Origin of the sequence: Clavibacter capsici (genome assembly GCF_001280205.1) — a bacterium.
GTDB classification, from domain to species: domain Bacteria; phylum Actinomycetota; class Actinomycetes; order Actinomycetales; family Microbacteriaceae; genus Clavibacter; species Clavibacter capsici.
Window position 1 is genome coordinate 2202946 of sequence record NZ_CP012573.1, and the last position, 16010, is coordinate 2218955.

16 protein-coding genes are annotated in these 16010 nt (G+C 74.9%); 7 read left to right on the forward strand and 9 right to left on the reverse strand.

The features are described 5' to 3' along the window. The first annotated feature begins 54 nt into the window (after positions 1-54). Positions 55-1203 carry a glutathione S-transferase family protein gene (locus AES38_RS10350; protein ID WP_053774901.1) on the forward strand — a complete coding sequence of 383 codons (1149 nt, stop codon included), beginning with the start codon at positions 55-57 and terminating at the stop codon, positions 1201-1203. Further along, entirely contained in the window at positions 1203-1991 is a 789-nt protein-coding gene (locus AES38_RS10355) for an alpha/beta hydrolase (RefSeq protein WP_053774902.1), read from the forward strand. The genes AES38_RS10350 and AES38_RS10355 overlap by 1 nt, the downstream gene beginning before the upstream one ends. Here the strand turns inward: AES38_RS10355 and AES38_RS10360 are convergent. Beyond that, the gene (locus AES38_RS10360) at positions 1954-2328 is read right to left on the reverse strand and encodes a DUF6804 family protein (protein WP_053774903.1); all 375 of its coding nucleotides are present in this window, start codon (positions 2326-2328) and stop codon (positions 1954-1956) included. The two genes, AES38_RS10355 and AES38_RS10360, sit on opposite strands and share 38 nt — an antisense overlap. A gap of 90 nt (positions 2329-2418) precedes the next feature. Between AES38_RS10360 and AES38_RS10365 the strand changes: the two genes are divergently transcribed. Further along, positions 2419-3459: a zinc-dependent alcohol dehydrogenase family protein gene (locus AES38_RS10365; protein WP_053774904.1), complete on the forward strand. Its 1041-nt coding sequence runs from the start codon at positions 2419-2421 to the stop codon at positions 3457-3459. A gap of 19 nt (positions 3460-3478) precedes the next feature. Here AES38_RS10365 and AES38_RS10370 read toward each other — a convergent pair whose 3' ends face one another. The 3 genes from AES38_RS10370 to AES38_RS10380 all read right to left on the reverse strand — a co-directional run bounded on the left by AES38_RS10370 (position 3479) and on the right by AES38_RS10380 (position 6704). Next, a complete protein-coding gene (locus AES38_RS10370; protein WP_053774905.1) occupies positions 3479-4489 on the reverse strand; it encodes a S41 family peptidase in 1011 nt (336 codons plus the stop codon). 65 nt (positions 4490-4554) lie between these two features. Then, entirely contained in the window at positions 4555-4872 is a 318-nt protein-coding gene (locus AES38_RS10375; RefSeq protein WP_053774906.1) for a putative quinol monooxygenase, read from the reverse strand. Positions 4873-4949: 77 nt separating this feature from the next. Then, positions 4950-6704 carry a pyruvate dehydrogenase gene (locus AES38_RS10380; protein WP_053774907.1) on the reverse strand — a complete coding sequence of 585 codons (1755 nt, stop codon included), beginning with the start codon at positions 6702-6704 and terminating at the stop codon, positions 4950-4952. A gap of 103 nt (positions 6705-6807) precedes the next feature. Between AES38_RS10380 and AES38_RS10385 the strand changes: the two genes are divergently transcribed. Then, a complete protein-coding gene (locus AES38_RS10385) occupies positions 6808-7539 on the forward strand; it encodes a DUF1684 domain-containing protein (protein WP_053774908.1) in 732 nt (243 codons plus the stop codon). Positions 7540-7591: 52 nt separating this feature from the next. Continuing rightward, positions 7592-8293 (forward strand): haloacid dehalogenase type II, encoded by a 702-nt coding sequence (locus AES38_RS10390; protein ID WP_053774909.1) that lies wholly within the window; start codon positions 7592-7594, stop codon positions 8291-8293. A gap of 25 nt (positions 8294-8318) precedes the next feature. Here the strand turns inward: AES38_RS10390 and AES38_RS10395 are convergent, their stop codons facing one another. Further along, on the reverse strand, positions 8319-10460 hold the full coding sequence (locus tag AES38_RS10395; RefSeq protein WP_053774910.1) for a S9 family peptidase: 2142 nt from the start codon (positions 10458-10460) through the stop codon (positions 8319-8321). 129 nt (positions 10461-10589) lie between these two features. Between AES38_RS10395 and AES38_RS10400 the strand changes: the two genes are divergently transcribed. Next, positions 10590-11441 (forward strand): TetR/AcrR family transcriptional regulator, encoded by an 852-nt coding sequence (locus AES38_RS10400; RefSeq protein ID WP_244629156.1) that lies wholly within the window; start codon positions 10590-10592, stop codon positions 11439-11441. Here AES38_RS10400 and AES38_RS10405 read toward each other — a convergent pair. The 4 genes from AES38_RS10405 to AES38_RS10420 all read right to left on the reverse strand — a co-directional run bounded on the left by AES38_RS10405 (position 11438) and on the right by AES38_RS10420 (position 14911). Continuing rightward, positions 11438-12043, reverse strand: a complete 606-nt coding sequence (locus tag AES38_RS10405) for a GDSL-type esterase/lipase family protein (protein ID WP_244629157.1) — start codon at positions 12041-12043, stop codon at positions 11438-11440. The genes AES38_RS10400 and AES38_RS10405 overlap by 4 nt on opposite strands. Before the next feature lie 68 nt (positions 12044-12111). Beyond that, positions 12112-12561, reverse strand: a complete 450-nt coding sequence (locus tag AES38_RS10410; RefSeq protein WP_053774912.1) for a hypothetical protein — start codon at positions 12559-12561, stop codon at positions 12112-12114. Further along, entirely contained in the window at positions 12558-14084 is a 1527-nt protein-coding gene (locus AES38_RS10415; RefSeq protein WP_053774913.1) for an SDR family oxidoreductase, read from the reverse strand. Before AES38_RS10415 ends, AES38_RS10410 begins: the two co-directional genes overlap by 4 nt. Positions 14085-14158: 74 nt before the next feature. Beyond that, positions 14159-14911, reverse strand: a complete 753-nt coding sequence (locus AES38_RS10420; RefSeq protein WP_053774914.1) for an SRPBCC family protein — start codon at positions 14909-14911, stop codon at positions 14159-14161. Between the two features lie 151 nt (positions 14912-15062). Between AES38_RS10420 and AES38_RS10425 the strand changes: the two genes are divergently transcribed. Then, positions 15063-16001 (forward strand): ROK family protein, encoded by a 939-nt coding sequence (locus tag AES38_RS10425; protein ID WP_053774915.1) that lies wholly within the window; start codon positions 15063-15065, stop codon positions 15999-16001. The last annotated feature ends 9 nt before the right edge of the window (positions 16002-16010 follow it).

Here is a 16010-nt window from a genome sequence, read left to right on the forward strand (position 1 = left end):
TGCGCGGCGCGGCCCGGCCCGGTCGGCGCGAGCGGCCCGGCCTAGGCTGGATGCATGACGGATCAGGCGACACCCACCGGTACCAACGAGGCGGGCGCCCCCGGCCGCTACGTCGAGGAGGGTGAGTTCACCCGCGACACGAACTACATCGAGGACCGCATCCTGAAGGACGGCTCGCAGGGCTGGCCCGTCGAGGCCGGCCGCTACCGCCTCGTCGCGGCACGCGCCTGCCCGTGGGCGAACCGCTCGGTGATCGTGCGGCGCCTGCTCGGCCTCGAGGACGCCATCTCGCTCGGCCTCCCCGGCCCCACGCACGACGCGCGCAGCTGGACCTTCGACCTCGACCCCGACGGCCGCGACCCGGTCCTCGGCACCGAGCGCCTGCAGGAGTCGTTCCTCGCGCGCTTCCCCGACTACCCGCGCGGGATCACCGTGCCGGCGCTCGTCGACATCCCCTCCGGCCAGGTCGTGACCAACGACTACCCCCAGATCACGCTCGACCTCTCCACCGAGTGGACCGAGCACCACCGCGAGGGCGCGCCCGACCTCTATCCGGTCGCGCTGCGGGCCGAGATCGACGAGGTCGCGGACCTCGTCTTCCGCGACGTGAACAACGGCGTGTACCGCTGCGGGTTCGCGGGATCCCAGGAGGCGTACGAGAAGGCCTACGACCGCCTCTTCTCGCGGCTCGACTGGCTGAGCGACCGCCTGTCGACGCAGCGCTACCTCGTGGGCGACACGATCACCGAGGCGGACGTGCGCCTGTTCACCACGCTCGCCCGGTTCGACGCCGTGTACCACGGCCACTTCAAGTGCAACCGGCAGAAGCTCGACGAGATGCCCGTGCTCTGGGCCTACGCGCGCGACCTGTTCCAGACGCCCGGGTTCGGCGACACCATCGACTTCGTGCAGATCAAGCAGCACTACTACCTGACGCACACCGACATCAACCCGACCCGCGTCGTGCCCGTCGGCCCCGAGACGTGGGGCTGGCTCGAGCCGCACGGGCGCGAGGAGCTGGGCGGCCGCCCGTTCGGCGACGGCACCCCGCCCGGCCCGGTCCGCGAGGACGAGCGCGTGCCCGACGGCCAGGGCGCCGTGCCCCGCGGCGGACGCGAGACGCGCCCCTCCGAGGCGCGCGCCTCGGTCTCGGGGACGCCCGTGCCCGGATCGGCGGGCGCCGGCTCCGCGGACCGCGCCTGATGGCCGCCCGCACCGCCGCCTCCCTCACCCCGCGTCGCCGGATCCTCGGCCTCGCCATCCGGCACGTCCCCGCCGTCGCGCGCTCCCTCCGCGGCACGCCCGCCGCGGGCACGCGCGTCGTCCGGCGCTCCGCCGGCGAGCAGGGCCTCCCTCTCGACATCGTCGTGTGGACGCCGCCCGGCCACGACCGCTCGGCGACCGGATCCCCCGTGCTCGTCGTCCTCGCCCGGCACGACGGCGACTGGCTGCCCTCGACCCTCGCGAAGGACCTGCGCGCGGTCGTCGTGGCCATGGCACCCGACGACGACGCGCAGGCGCTCGCGGGCCTCTCCTGGATCGCGTCGCACGCGGCCGGGTGGAACGGCACGCCGGAGCGGCTCGGGATCCTCGGCGACGGTCCGGGCGCCGACCGGGCGCTGCGCATCACCGCGCTCGCCCGCGACGGCGACGGACCCGCCGTCCTGCGGCTCGTGCTCGTCAGCCCGTCCGGCGACGTGCCGAGCGCCGGATCCGCCGACCGCCAGGGCCACGGCCGCGACCGCCTGCCGGACGCGCTCGTGCACGTGGGCGCCGCGGATCCGCGCATCGACCACGTCGTCGAGGGCGTCGCGGCGCTGAAGGCGGCGGGGACGACCGCGCGGCTCATCCGCATCCCCCGCGCCGAGCAGGGCTGGCTGGCCTACCCGGCGGCGGACCCGGCGCTCGCCCGGCGCTCGCTCGACGAGATCGTCGCGTACCTGCGGCGCGGCCTCACCGAGGAGCGCGCGTTCGGGGTAGGCCCGGCGTAGGGGCGTCCTCGACGGGCACCTTCACGAGGATGCCCGCCGCGATGAACACGATCGCGGCCACGTACTGCAGCGACTGCCACGTGACCGCCTCGACGGGGATCACGGCGACGGGGTTCCACATGACCGCGACGGCCGCGAGCAGCGCGGCGCTCCACCAGCTGCGGGCGCGCACCGAGAACACGATCATGATGAGCGCGAGGATCGCGACCGCGAACCGCACGACGGTGAAGAGGTCGCCGTCGATGACCGCGAAGCCCGCCAGGAGCACGATGGCGCCGAGGAGACCGGGCGCGAGCGACGGACGGGTGAACGCGGGGGCGTCGGGGGTGCGGGTCACCGGGACAGTCTGCCAGCGTGCGCCGGGAGCGGGCCGTCGCTCGGATACCGTGGACGGGCCCGTCCCCCGCCCCGACCCCGAGGAGCCCCCATGCGCGCTGTCGTCTACGAGCGGTTCGGCGAGACCCCCGTCGTCCGTGAGCTGCCGGATCCCGTCCCGTCGGCCGCCGGCGTCGTCGTCCGCGTCGAGGCCACCGGCGTCTGCCGCAGCGACGCGCACGGCTGGCTCGGCCACGACGACGGCATCGAGCTCCCGCAGGTGCCGGGCCACGAGCTGGTGGGGCGGATCCACCAGGTCGGCCCCGAGGTCACGCGCTTCCAGGTGGGCGACCGCGTCACCGTGCCGTTCGTCTGCGCGTGCGGGCGCTGCGCCGAGTGCCGCGCGGGCAACGGCCAGGTGTGCCGCGACCAGACGCAGCCGGGCTTCACGCACTGGGGGTCCTTCGCCGAGCTGGTCGCGCTGCACGACGCCGACGTGAACCTGATCCCCGTCCCCGAGGACCTCGACGCGGGCGCCGCCGCCCTCCTCGGCTGCCGCTTCGCCACCGCCTTCCGCGGGCTCGTGCACCGGTCGCGGATCCAGCGCGGCGAGCGACTGCTCGTCATCGGCTGCGGCGGCGTCGGGCTCAGCGCGGTGATGATCGGCGTGGCGGTCGGCGCGGAGGTCATCGCGGTCGACGTCGACCCGGCCGCCCTCGCGCGCGCCTCGGAGCTCGGCGCCGAGTACACGATCGACTCGTCCGGCCTCTCGGAGCTCGACGTCCTCGACGCCATCCGCGCGGTCTCCCCCGACGGCGTGCAGGTGTCGGTCGAGGCGCTCGGCCGCGAGTCCACGCTCCGGGTCAGCCTGCTCGCGCTCGCGCCGACGGGACGGCAGGTGCAGATCGGCCTGTTCGCGACGGAGCCCAGCGTGCCCGTGCCGTTCGTCATCAGCCAGGAGCTCAGCCTGCACGGCAGCCACGGCATGCCCGCGCACGACTACGCCGAGCTGATGGAGATGGTCGCCTCGGGTGCCCTCCGCCCGGAGCTGCTCATCGAGCACCGCATCCCGCTCGACGACGCCCCGGCCGCGCTCGAGGCCCTCGCGTCGGGCGACCGCTCGGCGGGGATCACGCTGGTCGAGGTCGCCTGACCGGTCCCGGGGGGGCGGCCTACCGCGGCGCGTCGAACCAGGCGTCGACCGCTGCCGTGATGCCCGCGTCGTCGACCACGACGTCCGGCACGACCGGGACGCCGTAGCGCTTCCCCGTGCGGTCGGCGTCGACCGCGACCGTGAGGATCACGACCGCGCCGTCGATCAGGGTCCGCGGCGCGTTCACGGTGCTGAAGTCGTAGGTGGGCTGGCCGAACGAGCGCACGCCCTCCTGCCCGACGAGGGCGATGGCCGCCGCCTCGCCGGAGCTCACGGTCATGCCGTCGGTGAGCACGGCGATGGGCAGTCCCGCGGGGACCCGTCCCGCGTCGCTCGTGGCCACGACGTCGCCGCCCTGGGCGGCGGCACCGCCCGCGACGGTGACGGGCACCAAGCGGTCCGCGTACGCGAACGACATCACCTGCCCCTCGTCGAGCAACGGCGAGAGCGCGGCGAGCATGGGCCACATGTCCCCGCCGTGGTTCCCCCGGAGTTCCACGATCCAGCCGCGGGTCGTCGCGGGCACGGCCGCGACGAGCCCCCGTGCTCCGGTGTCGACGTAGCGCTGGCGTGACGCCTCGTCCCCGCCCACGATCGCGGGGACGACGATGGTCGTGATCCCGTCGGCCGTCGAGACCGTGGGCCGCGGCTCGGCCGCGGCCGAGACGGGTGGGTCGTCGCCGAAGTCCGCCGCGGCCTCGGCTGGTCCGAGGAGCGAGCTGTGCTCGCCGCCCAGCTCCTTCGCGGCCGCGGACAGCGCCGGGTGGGTGCCGGCGTAGTCCCGCGCCCTCGCGGCCTGCGCGTCCACCTGCGCCCGGACCTCCACGACGCGGGCGGGATCCGCCTGGAGCCCGTCGACCATCAGGTCGACCGCCATGTCGGCGTAGCGCTGCGGCGAGGGAGGGACGTCGAGCAGTCCGGCGCGCTCGAGGGACGGCGTCGCGGCGACGGTCCCTCCCAGGAGCACGACGACGAGGACCGCGAACGCGAGGGGCAGGCGGCTCGCGATGCCGGATCGACGCGAGGTCATGCGCCGACCCTGCCGGACGCGCGGCTTCCCCCGCGCCGCCGCTCCCCAGTCCGGGCGGCCCGCCGCTACAGCGCGCCCTGCAGCTCCGAGCCGGCCGGGATCGGCGTGAGCCGCGTGACGACGGCGGGCCCGGTGATGAGGCCGGCGAGCGACGCGCCCATGCGGGCGACGGCCTCGCCCGCGCCGTGCGCGTCGAGGTCCTCGGCGGACGACCACTTCTCGAGCATCACGATGGTGCCGTCGGGGGCGTCGTGGATCGCGTAGACCTCGCAGCCCTCCTCCTCGTGCACCTCGGCGATGCCGCGGGACAGGGCGGCGACGGCCTCGTCGTGCTTGCCCTCGACGGGCGTGAAGACGGCGGTGACGACGACGGGCTGGGACATGGGTGCTCCTCGGTTCGGGGTGGGGCTGTTCGGGGTGGGGTGGTCCGTGCTGGGACGGGACTCGTGCGCGGAATCGCTCACGGCCGCGGGATGTTGCGCAGGTTCGAGCGGGCGAGCTTCACGGCCTCGCCGACGCCGCCGTTCATCACGATCTTCGACATCGAGAGCGCGAAGCCCTTCACCTGCGCGGCCGTGATCTCCGGCGGGATCGACAGCGCCATCGGGTCGGTCACGAGGTCGACGAGCGCGGGCCCGTCGTGGGCGAACGCGGCCTCGAGCGCGCCGCGGATCTCGGCCGGGTCCTCCACGCGCTGGGAGTGGATCCCGAGGGCGGCGGCCACGGCCGCGTAGTCGACCATGGGCACGTCGACGCCGAAGTCGGGGATCCCGTCGACGAGCATCTCGACCTTCACCAGGCCCAGCGTCGAGTTGTTGAACACGACCACCTTCACGGGCAGCTTGTATGCGGCCACGGTCACGAGCTCGCCCAGGAGCATCGACAGCCCGCCGTCGCCCGAGACGGAGACGACCTGGCGCCCCGGGTGCGCGACCTGCGCGCCGATCGCCATCGGCAGCGCGTTCGCCATGGACCCGTGCACGAGCGACCCGAGCATCCGCCTGCGCCCGTTCGGGGTGATGTAGCGCGCGGTCCACACGTTGCACATGCCCGTGTCGCTGAGGAAGACCGCGTCGTCGGCCGCGACCTCGTCGAGGACGCTGGCCGCGTACTCCGGGTGGATGGGCGTCAGCTTCTCGGCCTTGGTCGTGTACGCGCCGACGACCTGATCGACCTTCCTGTCCTGCTCCTTCAGCAGCTTCTCCAGGAAGCGCCGGTCGGTCTTCCGCTCGACGAGAGGCAGCACCGCGCGGATCGTGGAGAGCGCGTCGCCGTGGATCGCGATGTCGACGTCGGTGCGGCGGCCGAGGCGCTCGGGCGCGATGTCGATCTGCGCCGTGCGCACCTCCTTGCCGGGCAGGAACTGGTCGTAGGGGAAGTCGGTGCCGATGAGGATCAGCAGGTCGGCGCCCGAGATGCCGGCGGCCGCGGCGCCGTAGCCGATGAGGCCGGTCATGCCGACGTCGAAGGGGTTGTCCTGCTGGATCACGTCCTTGCCGCGCAGCGAGTGGCCGACGGGCGCGGCGATCCTGTCGGCCAGCTCCATGAGCTCGGCGTGCGCGGATCCCGCGCCCCGGCCCGCGAAGATCGCGACGCTCTCGGCCTCGTCGATGGCGGCGGCGAGCGCGCGCACGTCCTCCTCGGCGGGCACGATCGCGGGGCGCCTGGGCAGCGAGAACGCGGGCGCCTCGCCCTCCGCCTCGAACTCGGCGACGTCGCCCGGCAAGGTGATGACGCTGACGCCGCCGAGCGCGAGCGAGTGCCGCATCGCCTGGTCGACGACGCGCGGCGCCTGCACGGCGGTCGAGATCATCTCCGTGTAGTGCGAGCACTCGACGAAGAGGCGGTCGGGGTGCGTCTCCTGGAAGTAGCCGGAGCCGATCTGGTTCGTGGTGATGTGGCTCGCGATCGCGAGCACGGGCGCGCCCGAGCGGTGCGCGTCGTAGAGGCCGTTGATGAGGTGCAGGTGGCCCGGCCCGCAGGATCCGGCGCAGACCGCGAGCCTGCCCGTGAGCTGCGCCTCGGCGGAGGCGGCGAACGCGCCGGCCTCCTCGTGCCGCACGTGGATCCAGTCGATGCCGCCCTTGCGGCTCCCGCCCGTGCGCCGCACGGCGTCCACGACGGGGTTGAGGCTGTCGCCGACGACCCCGTAGATGCGGCTCACCCCCGCCTCGATGAGCTGGGCGATGAGCTGGTCGGCGACCGTGCGTGCCATGGGGTGTCCTTCCGTCGGTGGATCCAGTCAATACCCGCCGCCTCCGTGCGGCCTCCGCGCGGGCGCCCGGGAATGCGTCCCGCCCTGGCGCGTTGACCCTCAGGTGACCGACACGACGACCGATGCCGCCCGCCCCGACGCCGCCGACCCCGACGCCCTCGCCCGCTACGAGGCCTGGCACCGCGCCCGCCTCGCCGCGGTGACGAGCCCGTTCGGCAGCCTCGCGCTGATCCAGACGACGTGGCTCGAGCCCGGCCAGGAGGTCAGCGACCTCGAGGCGCTCGAGGGCCAGCCCGACACCGTGCAGCTGACGCGCATCGAGCGCACCTCGCTCGACACCGGCGAGCCCGAGCACGGCTACCGGCTGTGGGACTCCGCGAGCCCCAGGAACCGCGCGTTCGAGGACATCGAGGTCTACCCGTACGCACCCGAGTGGATCCTCGAGGGCCGCTTCGAGCGCGTCGACGACGACCGCGTGATCCCCTTCGAGCACATCGCCGACGCCGGCCGCACGCGGGAGCTGCCCGTGCCCGGCGACATCGTCGTCACCATCGAGGGCGAGGAGGTGCGCCTCAGCGCCTTCGCCGACGGCGACCGCCTGCAGCTCGTCTTCGCCGACGCGACCACCGGCCGCGAGAGCTACGCGCCCAGCCGCTTCCTCTTCCTCCCCCGCCCGGACGGCGACGGACCCGTGACCCTCGACTTCACGCGCGCCGTCGTGCCGCCCTGCGGCTTCTCCGACTGGATGAACTGCCCGCTCCCGCCCGCCGGCAACCGCCTGTCGGCCGCCGTCCGCGCGGGCGAGCGCCGCGTCGTCTACCGCGACGAGGCCTGAGGCCCGGTCGCGGCAGGTGCCCCGCGCGCCGATGCCCGGTTGACTGCGATCCATGGCCAGGACGCGCTTCTCCCCGGACCTCGTCGACGCGGTCGTGTTCGACGTCATCGGGACGCTCGTCGACGAGGACGCGACCTGGGCGCGCGTCGCCGCCGACATCGCCGCGGATGCCGGGCTGGCCTCCGCGAAGGACCTCCGCCGCAGGTGGGAGGCGATCCTCCAGGTGCGCATGTCCGCCGTCGTCGCGGGAGATGCCGACTGGCGGCCGCACGCCGAGCTCATGGGCCAGGCGGCAGCCGAGGCGATCGCCGAGCTGGGCGGCGCGCCCACGCCGGATATCCGGGCCCGGGCCGCGCGCTCGGACCGCGAGCACGGCGCGTGGCCGGATGTCCGGGAGGCGACGACCGCGCTCCGTCGGCAGCGGCTCGTCGCGGGCCTCAGCAACGGCGACCTCGCCGCCCTCGCCCGCCTGTCGCACGCGGAGGGGATCGCCTGGGACGCGGTCCTCACGACCGGATCCGTCCGCACCTTCAAGCCCGCGCCGGCCGCGTACCGGCACGCGATCGACGCGCTCGACCTGGATGCGGCGCGGACGCTCTTCGTCGCGGCGCACCCCTGGGACCTGCGCGCCGCCGCCGCGCACGGCTTCCGCACCGTCTACGTCGCCCGGCCAGGCGCCGACCGCCCCGACGCCGGCGACCCGGTCGACCTCGAGGTCGCCGACCTCGGCGAGCTGGTCCGGGCGCTCGCCTGAGCGCCCGGACCCGGCACCGGGCCCGCTAGCCGAGCACCTCGGGCCGCTTCCACTCCGCACCGTGCACGTGCTGGTCGAGGAAGGCGAGGACCGTGCGGTACCAGACCACCGACTGCTGGGGCTTCAGGACCCAGTGGTTCTCGTCCGGGAACACGAGGAACCGGTGCGGCGTCGTGCCGTCGTCGGCCGCGTGGTGCTCGGCGAGCTCCGACCAGAGGCGCAGGCTCTCGCCGATCGGCACGCGGTAGTCGCGGTCGCCGTGGATCACGAGCATGGGCGTCACGATGTCGCGCACCGAGTGGTGCGGCGAGTTCCGGTCGAGACCGCCGGGCGAGAAGATGCTCTGCCAGTACTGCGACGAGTCGGTGGTCGGCCCGAACTGGTCGAGCGCCCACAGGCTCGCGTGGCTCACGATCGCGCGGAAGCGGTCGGTGTGGCCCGCGACCCAGTTGGCCATGTAGCCGCCGAACGAGCCGCCCATCGCGGCCGTGCGCCTCTCGTCGATGTCGGCGCGCGCCTCCACGGCATCCGTGATCGACATGAGGTCGGTGTACGGCGCCTCGCCCCATGCGTCCCAGCCGCGCGCGATGAAGTCGAGGCCGTAGCCGGTGCTGAGCGCGGGATCCGGGAGCAGCACCGCGTAGCCGCGGGCCACCATCACCTGCGGGGTCCAGCGCCAGCTCCACGCGTTCCAGCTGTTGAGCGGGCCGCCGTGGATCCACAGCAGCAGAGGCGCGGGCGCCTCGGCCGACGCGCCCTCCGGCAGCATCAGCCAGCCGCGCACGCGGGCGCCGTCCGCGGCCGTCGTCTCGACCTCGGTCAGGCTGCCGGTGGTGGCGGGGATCGGCGCGGGCGTCGCGAGCCGGGTGACGGACCCGTCGGCGGCCGACACGCGCACGGGGTGCGCGGGCGCCATCCACGAGGAGCGGAGCGCGAGCACGTCGCCCGTCTCGCGGTCGAGGCGCACGTCCGTGTAGGTGTGGTCGTCCGTCGTGAGCTGCGTGACGGAGTCGTCGAGGCCGATGCGGAACACGGGTCCGCGGCCGTCCTGGTCGGCCGTGACGACGAGCGCCTCGGAGTCGACGTCGAACTGCAGCGAGGAGGGCCAGCGGTCCCAGTCGGCGGCGACGCGGCGGGCGTCGGATCCGTCGAGCGCCTGGACCCAGATCTCCTGCTGCGTGGGCGCGGCGGGCGTCGCGCGGTCGGTGCGGATGTAGGCGAGGAGCGCGCCGTCCGGGCTGATGGCGGGCATCTCGAGGTCGACGCCCGGCACGTCGAGGAGCGTGGTGCGCTCGCCGGTCGCGACGTCGATCGTCACGAGCGTCTGGCGGTGGCCACGGCGCTCCTTCACGCCGACCGCGGCGACGAGCGTGCGGCCGTCGGGGCTGAGCGCCGCGGCCGCGTGGTCGAGCGTGCGGCCGGGCCGCGGGGTGAGGTCGCGCGGGCGCGGCAGCGAGGTCGGGTACGGCAGCGCGGTCGCGGCGAGCGCCGACGCGGCGGAGCCGCCGTCCTCGGACTCCGCCTCGGCGGCGAGCGCGGCGGCCGCGTCCGCCGAGGTCGGCTGCGCGGGCTCCTCGACGAGGGCGTCCGCGAGGTCGATCGCGAGGAGGTGCGGCTCGTCCGGGCCGAGGTCGTGGTCCCAGTAGCGCACCGGGTAGCTCTCGTGCAGGACCGCGTTCACCTTGAGGTCGGCGCGCTTCCTCCGGGCCACCGCGTCGGCCTCGAGGGAGCCGGATCCGGGCAGCATCGGCGCCTGCACGACGACGGTGGCCGCGTCGCGCGCGACGGCCGCGATGCCGTCCACGCCGCCCGCGAGCCTCGTGATCGCGCGCGCCTCGCCGCCGGCCGCGGGCAGGATCCACAGCTGGGCGGCCTCTCCCCCGTCGGCGTCGTCGGCGTCGGGGCGGGAGGAGACGAAGAGGAGGTCGCCGTCGGCGGTGAAGGCCGCGCCGCCCTCGCTCTTCGCGGAGCGGGTGAGACGCTGCGGCGCGCCGCCGCCCGCCGCGGGGACGACCCAGAGCGCGTGGCGGTAGCCGGTGCGCGCCGGATCGAGGGTGGTGACGGTGAGCACCGCGCGGCGTCCGTCGGGCGAGAGCACGAGACCGCCGAGGCGCGGGATGGCGATGAGGTCGTCGAGCTCGGAGAAGGGGGTGGGGGTGTCGGGCATGCTCCCACGCTAGCCGGGCCCTCCGGCGCAGGGCTCCCGCGGGATCCTTAGTCCCCTAAGCAGTGTCGGCGCCACGGTAGGATCGACGCCATGGAACGGCGAGCCGGTCGGGTCGGGAGGCCCGCACGCGTGTCACGGCGGCTCATCGCGGAGGCCGCCCTCGACGTCGGCCTCAGCACCCTCACCCTCACCTCCCTGGCGCATCGCCTCGGCGTCGACCACTCGACGCTGTACCGGCACGTCGCGAGCCGGGACGACATCGTCCTCCTCGCCTGCGACACCGCCATCGCCGGCATGGACTGGCCGGTCGTGCCGGACCTCCCCGACGCCGTGCTCACCGCGCCCGACGACGCGTCGTGGCGGACGTACCTCGAGGAGGCCGTCGAGCGCGTGTGGGACATGTACGACCGCCACCCCGGCCTCGCCAGCGCCATCCACCACCTCGACACCGCGCCCGAGCAGGCCGTGCTCCGCTTCACGCGGTCGATCAGCGACCTGACCCGCATGGGCTTCACGGAGGCGGACGCCGTGCTGGTGCTCGACACCGTGCTCGACATCGGCGTCGAGTCCTACGTCGGCTGGGAGCGCGTGCTCGCCGCGGGCGGCCGGGCGGACCGGGTGCCCGTGTCGTCCGCGCCGATCGACGACGCCGAGGTGCCGGCCCCCATGGGACGCGGGCTGCTCGCGCTGGCCGCGGACGGCATCACCGCCGACCGGCCCGCGGACGTGGCCTCCCCGCATGCCTCGCGTCGAGGCGGGCCCGCCCACTCGGCGGGGGCGCCCGACGCGTTGCACGCGCGCGAGGAGGAGGCCCAGCGCGACGCGCTCGGGACCATGGACCGCGTCACCGCGCGCTTCGCCGGCGAGGTGTCGACGGGATCCGCCGCGACGCCCCGGGACTGGTGGCGGCGGAAGCTCGCCGTGATCCTCACGGGCGTGGCCGCCCTGCGCTCCGCCGACCCGAGCGCCCCCGAGGGCTAGCGGCCCGCGGTCTCGGCGGGCGGATCCGCGGAGCCGTCCGCCTCGTCCGCCCCGTCGGCCCGCTCGGCGAGCACGGGCGCGAGCACCGCGCGCACGGCCGCCTCGCCCTCGGCGCCGAGGTGCAGCCGGTCGTCGCTGAGGGTCGGGTCGAGCTCGCCGTCGCCGAACCCCAGGGCCGGCCACAGGTCCACGTAGCGGGCGCGGACGGCGGGCGCGTACTGGCGGATGTGCACGTTGACGACGCGGATCCGCTCGGCGTGCTCGCGCCCCCGCGGCGGCACCGAGAGCACGAGCAGCCGCGCCGCCGGCAGGTCGCGCCGGAGGTGGGCGAGGATCGTCTCGAGCGCGCGGACCGTCGCCTCGGGCCCGAGACGGAGCCGTCCGAGGTCGTGCGTGCCGCAGGAGACGACGACGGTCCCCGGGTCGGCGGCGACGACGTCGGGCAGGAGCGCCAGCACGTCGTCCGTCGTCTGGCCGGGGCGGCCGAGGTCGACGGTCGACGCGGCGTCGTCGCCGTCCGGGCCCGGGACGATGCCGCCCCATCCGCCGTCCTCCGCGAGGCTGTCGCCCAGGAGGACGGTCGTGCGCGTGCGGGGTGCCATGGATCCGCCTCTCGTCGTGCCCATCATGGTCCCCGCGTCCGGGGATGTCATCGGCCCGACCTGCGCGGTCAGGCGCGCGAGCGCCGCGTCAGGCGCCGCCACCAGCGGCGTGGGCGCGGGGCCGCGACGAGCACGGCGACCGCGACGAGCAGCGGCAGGGACAGGATCGTCGCGACGAGCGCGCCCGCCTGGCCGGGACTGAGGTCCATCCCGAGCACGTCGACCGTGACGCGGCTCACGGCGCCGTCCGTGAGGTCGGTGATGCTGCGGCTGCCGGCGGCGTCGACCGGGACGGGCTTCCACTCCTCGGAGGCCGCGGGATCCGGCGTGGCGGCTGCGGCCGGCGTCCGCGGGGTCGCCGGCTCGTCGCCCACGATGGACGCCAGGTCCGCCCGCGCCTCGACGGGCGCGGACACGCTCATCGTCACCGCGGTCGCGAGTCCGGCTGACGCGAGGGCGATGCCCACGAGCGTGAGGACGACGAGGCCGATCCGCGGAGCCCCCGTCCGCCGGCTCACCGTGCGGCCCCCTCGCGGGGACGCTCCGCCTCGCGGCGACGCGTGGCCGCGAGCGCCTTCGCCGTGATGCGGGTGGCCATCGACGTGAAGATCACGCCGTGGAAGGGCAGGATCGAGAACCAGTAGAGCCGGCCGGCGAGGCCGGACGGGAAGAAGATCGCGCGCTGGCGGTAGTCGCTGCCGCCGTCCTCGCGGGGCGTCGAGCTGAGCTCGAGCCAGGCCTCCCCCGGCAGCTTCATCTCGGCGCGCAGCCGCAGGCTGGATCCGCGCTCGATGTGCTCGACGCGCCAGAAGTCCAGCGCGTCCCCGGTCTGCAGGGTGGTGGCGCTGCGCCTCCCGCGACGCAGGCCCACGCCGCCGACGAGCTTGTCCATCCAGCCGCGGGCCGCCCAGGCGACGGGCAGCGAGTACCAGCCGTTGTCGCCGCCGATCGACTCGATCACGGCCCACAGGTCCTCGGGCGCGGCATCCGTGGAGCGCTCCTTGAGGTCGAGGTAGACGGTGTGGCCGGCCCAGTCGGGATCGCTCGGCAGCGGGTCGCTGGGCGCGCCGACCACGGCCGAGTCCTTCCAGCTGGTCTCGACGACGCCGTCGCGCATCTTGCCGAGCGCGAGGCGCACGGACCGGCGGTACCCGGTGAGCCCGCCCTCGGGGTCCGGGATGTACGAGGAGATGTCGTGCTCCCCCATCACGCAGTCGTACTGGAGCGACTCGATGATCGGCACGGCGAGCGTCCGCGGGATGGGCGTGACCACGTTGACCCAGTGGGCGGCGAGCCGGGGCGCGAAGATCGGGATGGAGGCGATGGGCCGCTGCGGGAGTCCCGCCTCGACCGCGTAGCCGTTCATCATCTGGCCGTAGCGGAGCACGTCGGGCCCGCCGATGTCGAAGGTGCGGTTGAGGTCGGCGGGCAGGTCCGCCGCGGCGACGAGGTAGTAGAGGACGTCGCGGATCGCGATGGGCTGGATGAAGTTGCGCACCCATCCGGGCGCGGGCATGAACGGGAGCACCTCGGTGAGGTGGCGGATCATCTCGAACGACGTGGACCCGGATCCGATGACGACGCCCGCCTGCAGCGCGATGGTGGGCACGCCGCTCGCGAGCAGCACGTCGCCCACGGCCTTGCGGCTGGCTAGGTGCTTCGAGAGCTCGTCGGTGTCGGGGTGCAGCCCGCCGAGGTAGACGATGCGGGCGACGCCGGCGGCCTGCGCGGCCTCGGCGACGTGCTCCGCGGAGGCGCGCTCGGAGGCGGCGAAGTCGCCCTTCGCGCCCATGCCGTGCACCAGGTAGTAGAGGACGTCGACGTCGGCGACCGCCGGGCCGAGCGTGGACGCGTCGGAGAGGTCGCCCTGGACGACCTCCACGTCCTCCCGCCACGGCACGTCGGTGAGGCGACGGGGATCCCGCACGAGGACGCGGACCCGCAGGCCGGCCGCGAGGAGGCGGGGCACGAGCCGACCGCCGATGTAGCCCGTCGCTCCGGTCACGAGGGCGAGACGGGAGGCGGGACTCGGCGATGTCATTCCCTCACGCTAGGCAATCAGCCTGGCAAGGGGCTCCCAGGAGCCGGGACGCGCGGTGGGCGACGCCTGCGGGATCAGCCCTCGGCGGACTCGAGCTCGGCGAGGTACCGGCGCCACGTGGCGCCGTGCTCGGCCTCGCACGTGGACCAGTCGACGGGCTGGCCGTGGACGAGGTCCGCCAGCAGGTCGAGGTGCATCCGCCAGCTGGCCTTGAGGACGTTCGCGATGCCCGCCGGGAGCACACCGGAGACCGTGACGACGAGCTCGGTCTGCCGGTCGCGGGGGCCGCCGGGCACCTCCTGGAGCCGGAGGCGGAAGCAGGCCGTGACCTCGCCCTCGTGGACGAACGTGTAGTCGACGGCGCTCCCCTCGTCGAATCGCGTGACGGTGCCGCCGGACGCGGAGGCGAGGCTGCGGTCCGGGACCGTCATCCACTCGAACCAGAAGTCCCCGCCCACCTCCTGCTCGATGGACGCCTCGGCCAGCCAGCCGGAGACCATGTCGGGGTCGGAGACCGCATCCCACACGATGAGGGCGGGCAGGTCGATGATGCGGCGGAACACGAACTGGTAGGGCAGGAGGACGGTGGACTCGCGGGCCTCGGAGAGGACGGCGCCGGGGAGCGAGGGGAAGCGGGCCCGGCTGATCCGCAGGTCGTCGAGGTCGTCGGACGCGGGCATCCCCTCGTCGAGCTCGCGGGAGGCGAGGCGCGCCTCCGCGGCGTCGGCGAAGTCGAGGGCGCCGCCGCGGCGGGCGGATGCGGCCCCCTCGGCGCGCGGGTCGGACCCCTCGCGGGGGGTCTGTCTGGGGGCGTGATCGGGATCCACGTGCCGAGCCTAGGCGCGGACCGCCCGTGCGGCCCGCGAATTCCTCACAGGTGTGAGGGCCCGGATGACGGGCCGCGCCTCGGCGGCGCGGCGCCCCGGCCGTATCCTGGACGCCGGCCCCCGGCGGATCCGGGGCCGGGACAGGACGAAGATGCCTCGCTCGCTCGCGCTCGCCGTCGACTTCGGAGGCACCAAGGTGGAGTCGGCGCTCGTGGACGACGCGGGCCGCGTGCTCGAGGGCAGCCGGTTCCGCGCGCCCACCGGGCCGGAGCGATCCGCCGACGAGCTGCTCGACGCCGTGCTCGGCGTCGCGCGCCGGGCCCTGGCCGCGCTCCCCGACGACGCCCTGCTCGTCGGCACCGGCCTCGCCGCCGCCGGCCCGGTCGACGTGCGGCGCGGCCTCGTGTCGCCCCTCAACGTCGCCGCCTGGCGCCACTACCCGCTCCGCGACCGCGTCGCCGAGCTCACGCCCGACGTGCCGACCACCCTGCAGATGGACGGCCTCGCGATCACCCTCGCCGAGCACTGGGTCGGCGCGGGACGCGGCCACGACCACGTGATGGGCATGATCGTCTCCACGGGGATCGGCGGCGGGCTCGTGCTCGGCGGCCGGACCGCCGCGGGATCCACGGGCAACGCCGGCCACATCGGCCACGTCGAGGTCGCCGGCTTCGACGACCCCTGCACGTGCGGCGGGCAGGGTTGCGTCGAGGCGATCGCGTCGGGGCCGAGGAGCGTCGCGTGGGCGCGCGCGCAGGGGTGGACGGGATCCACCGGCGAGGACCTCGCGGCGGGCTACCGCGCGGGCGACGAGCTCGCGGTGCGGGCGGTGCGGCGCGCGGGCCTCGCGATCGGCCGGGCCATCGCGTCCGCGAGCTCGCTCGTGGACCTCGACGTCGTCGCGATCGGCGGCGGGTTCAGCCGCGTCACGCCCGACCTCTTCGACATGATCCGCGAGCCCATCGCGCTCCGGGAGCAGTTCGGCTTCGTCACGAAGACGCGCGTGGTGCCGTCCGGCCTCTCGGAGGACGGCCCGATCATCGGCGCGGGCGCGCTCGTGCACCGCCGGGAGATGGTCCCCAGCTTCTGACGGCGGTCG

Coding starts and splice junctions, on each gene's coding strand:
- AES38_RS10350 (WP_053774901.1), top strand. CDS start 55: ATGACGGATCAGGCGACACCCACCGGTACCAACGAGGCGGGCGCCCCC.
- AES38_RS10355 (WP_053774902.1), top strand. CDS start 1,203: ATGGCCGCCCGCACCGCCGCCTCCCTCACCCCGCGTCGCCGGATCCTC.
- AES38_RS10365 (WP_053774904.1), top strand. CDS start 2,419: ATGCGCGCTGTCGTCTACGAGCGGTTCGGCGAGACCCCCGTCGTCCGT.
- AES38_RS10370 (WP_053774905.1), bottom strand. CDS start 4,489: ATGACCTCGCGTCGATCCGGCATCGCGAGCCGCCTGCCCCTCGCGTTC.
- AES38_RS10375 (WP_053774906.1), bottom strand. CDS start 4,872: ATGTCCCAGCCCGTCGTCGTCACCGCCGTCTTCACGCCCGTCGAGGGC.
- AES38_RS10380 (WP_053774907.1), bottom strand. CDS start 6,704: ATGGCACGCACGGTCGCCGACCAGCTCATCGCCCAGCTCATCGAGGCG.
- AES38_RS10390 (WP_053774909.1), top strand. CDS start 7,592: ATGGCCAGGACGCGCTTCTCCCCGGACCTCGTCGACGCGGTCGTGTTC.
- AES38_RS10395 (WP_053774910.1), bottom strand. CDS start 10,460: ATGCCCGACACCCCCACCCCCTTCTCCGAGCTCGACGACCTCATCGCC.
- AES38_RS10405 (WP_244629157.1), bottom strand. CDS start 12,043: ATGGCACCCCGCACGCGCACGACCGTCCTCCTGGGCGACAGCCTCGCG.
- AES38_RS10415 (WP_053774913.1), bottom strand. CDS start 14,084: ATGACATCGCCGAGTCCCGCCTCCCGTCTCGCCCTCGTGACCGGAGCG.
- AES38_RS10425 (WP_053774915.1), top strand. CDS start 15,063: ATGCCTCGCTCGCTCGCGCTCGCCGTCGACTTCGGAGGCACCAAGGTG.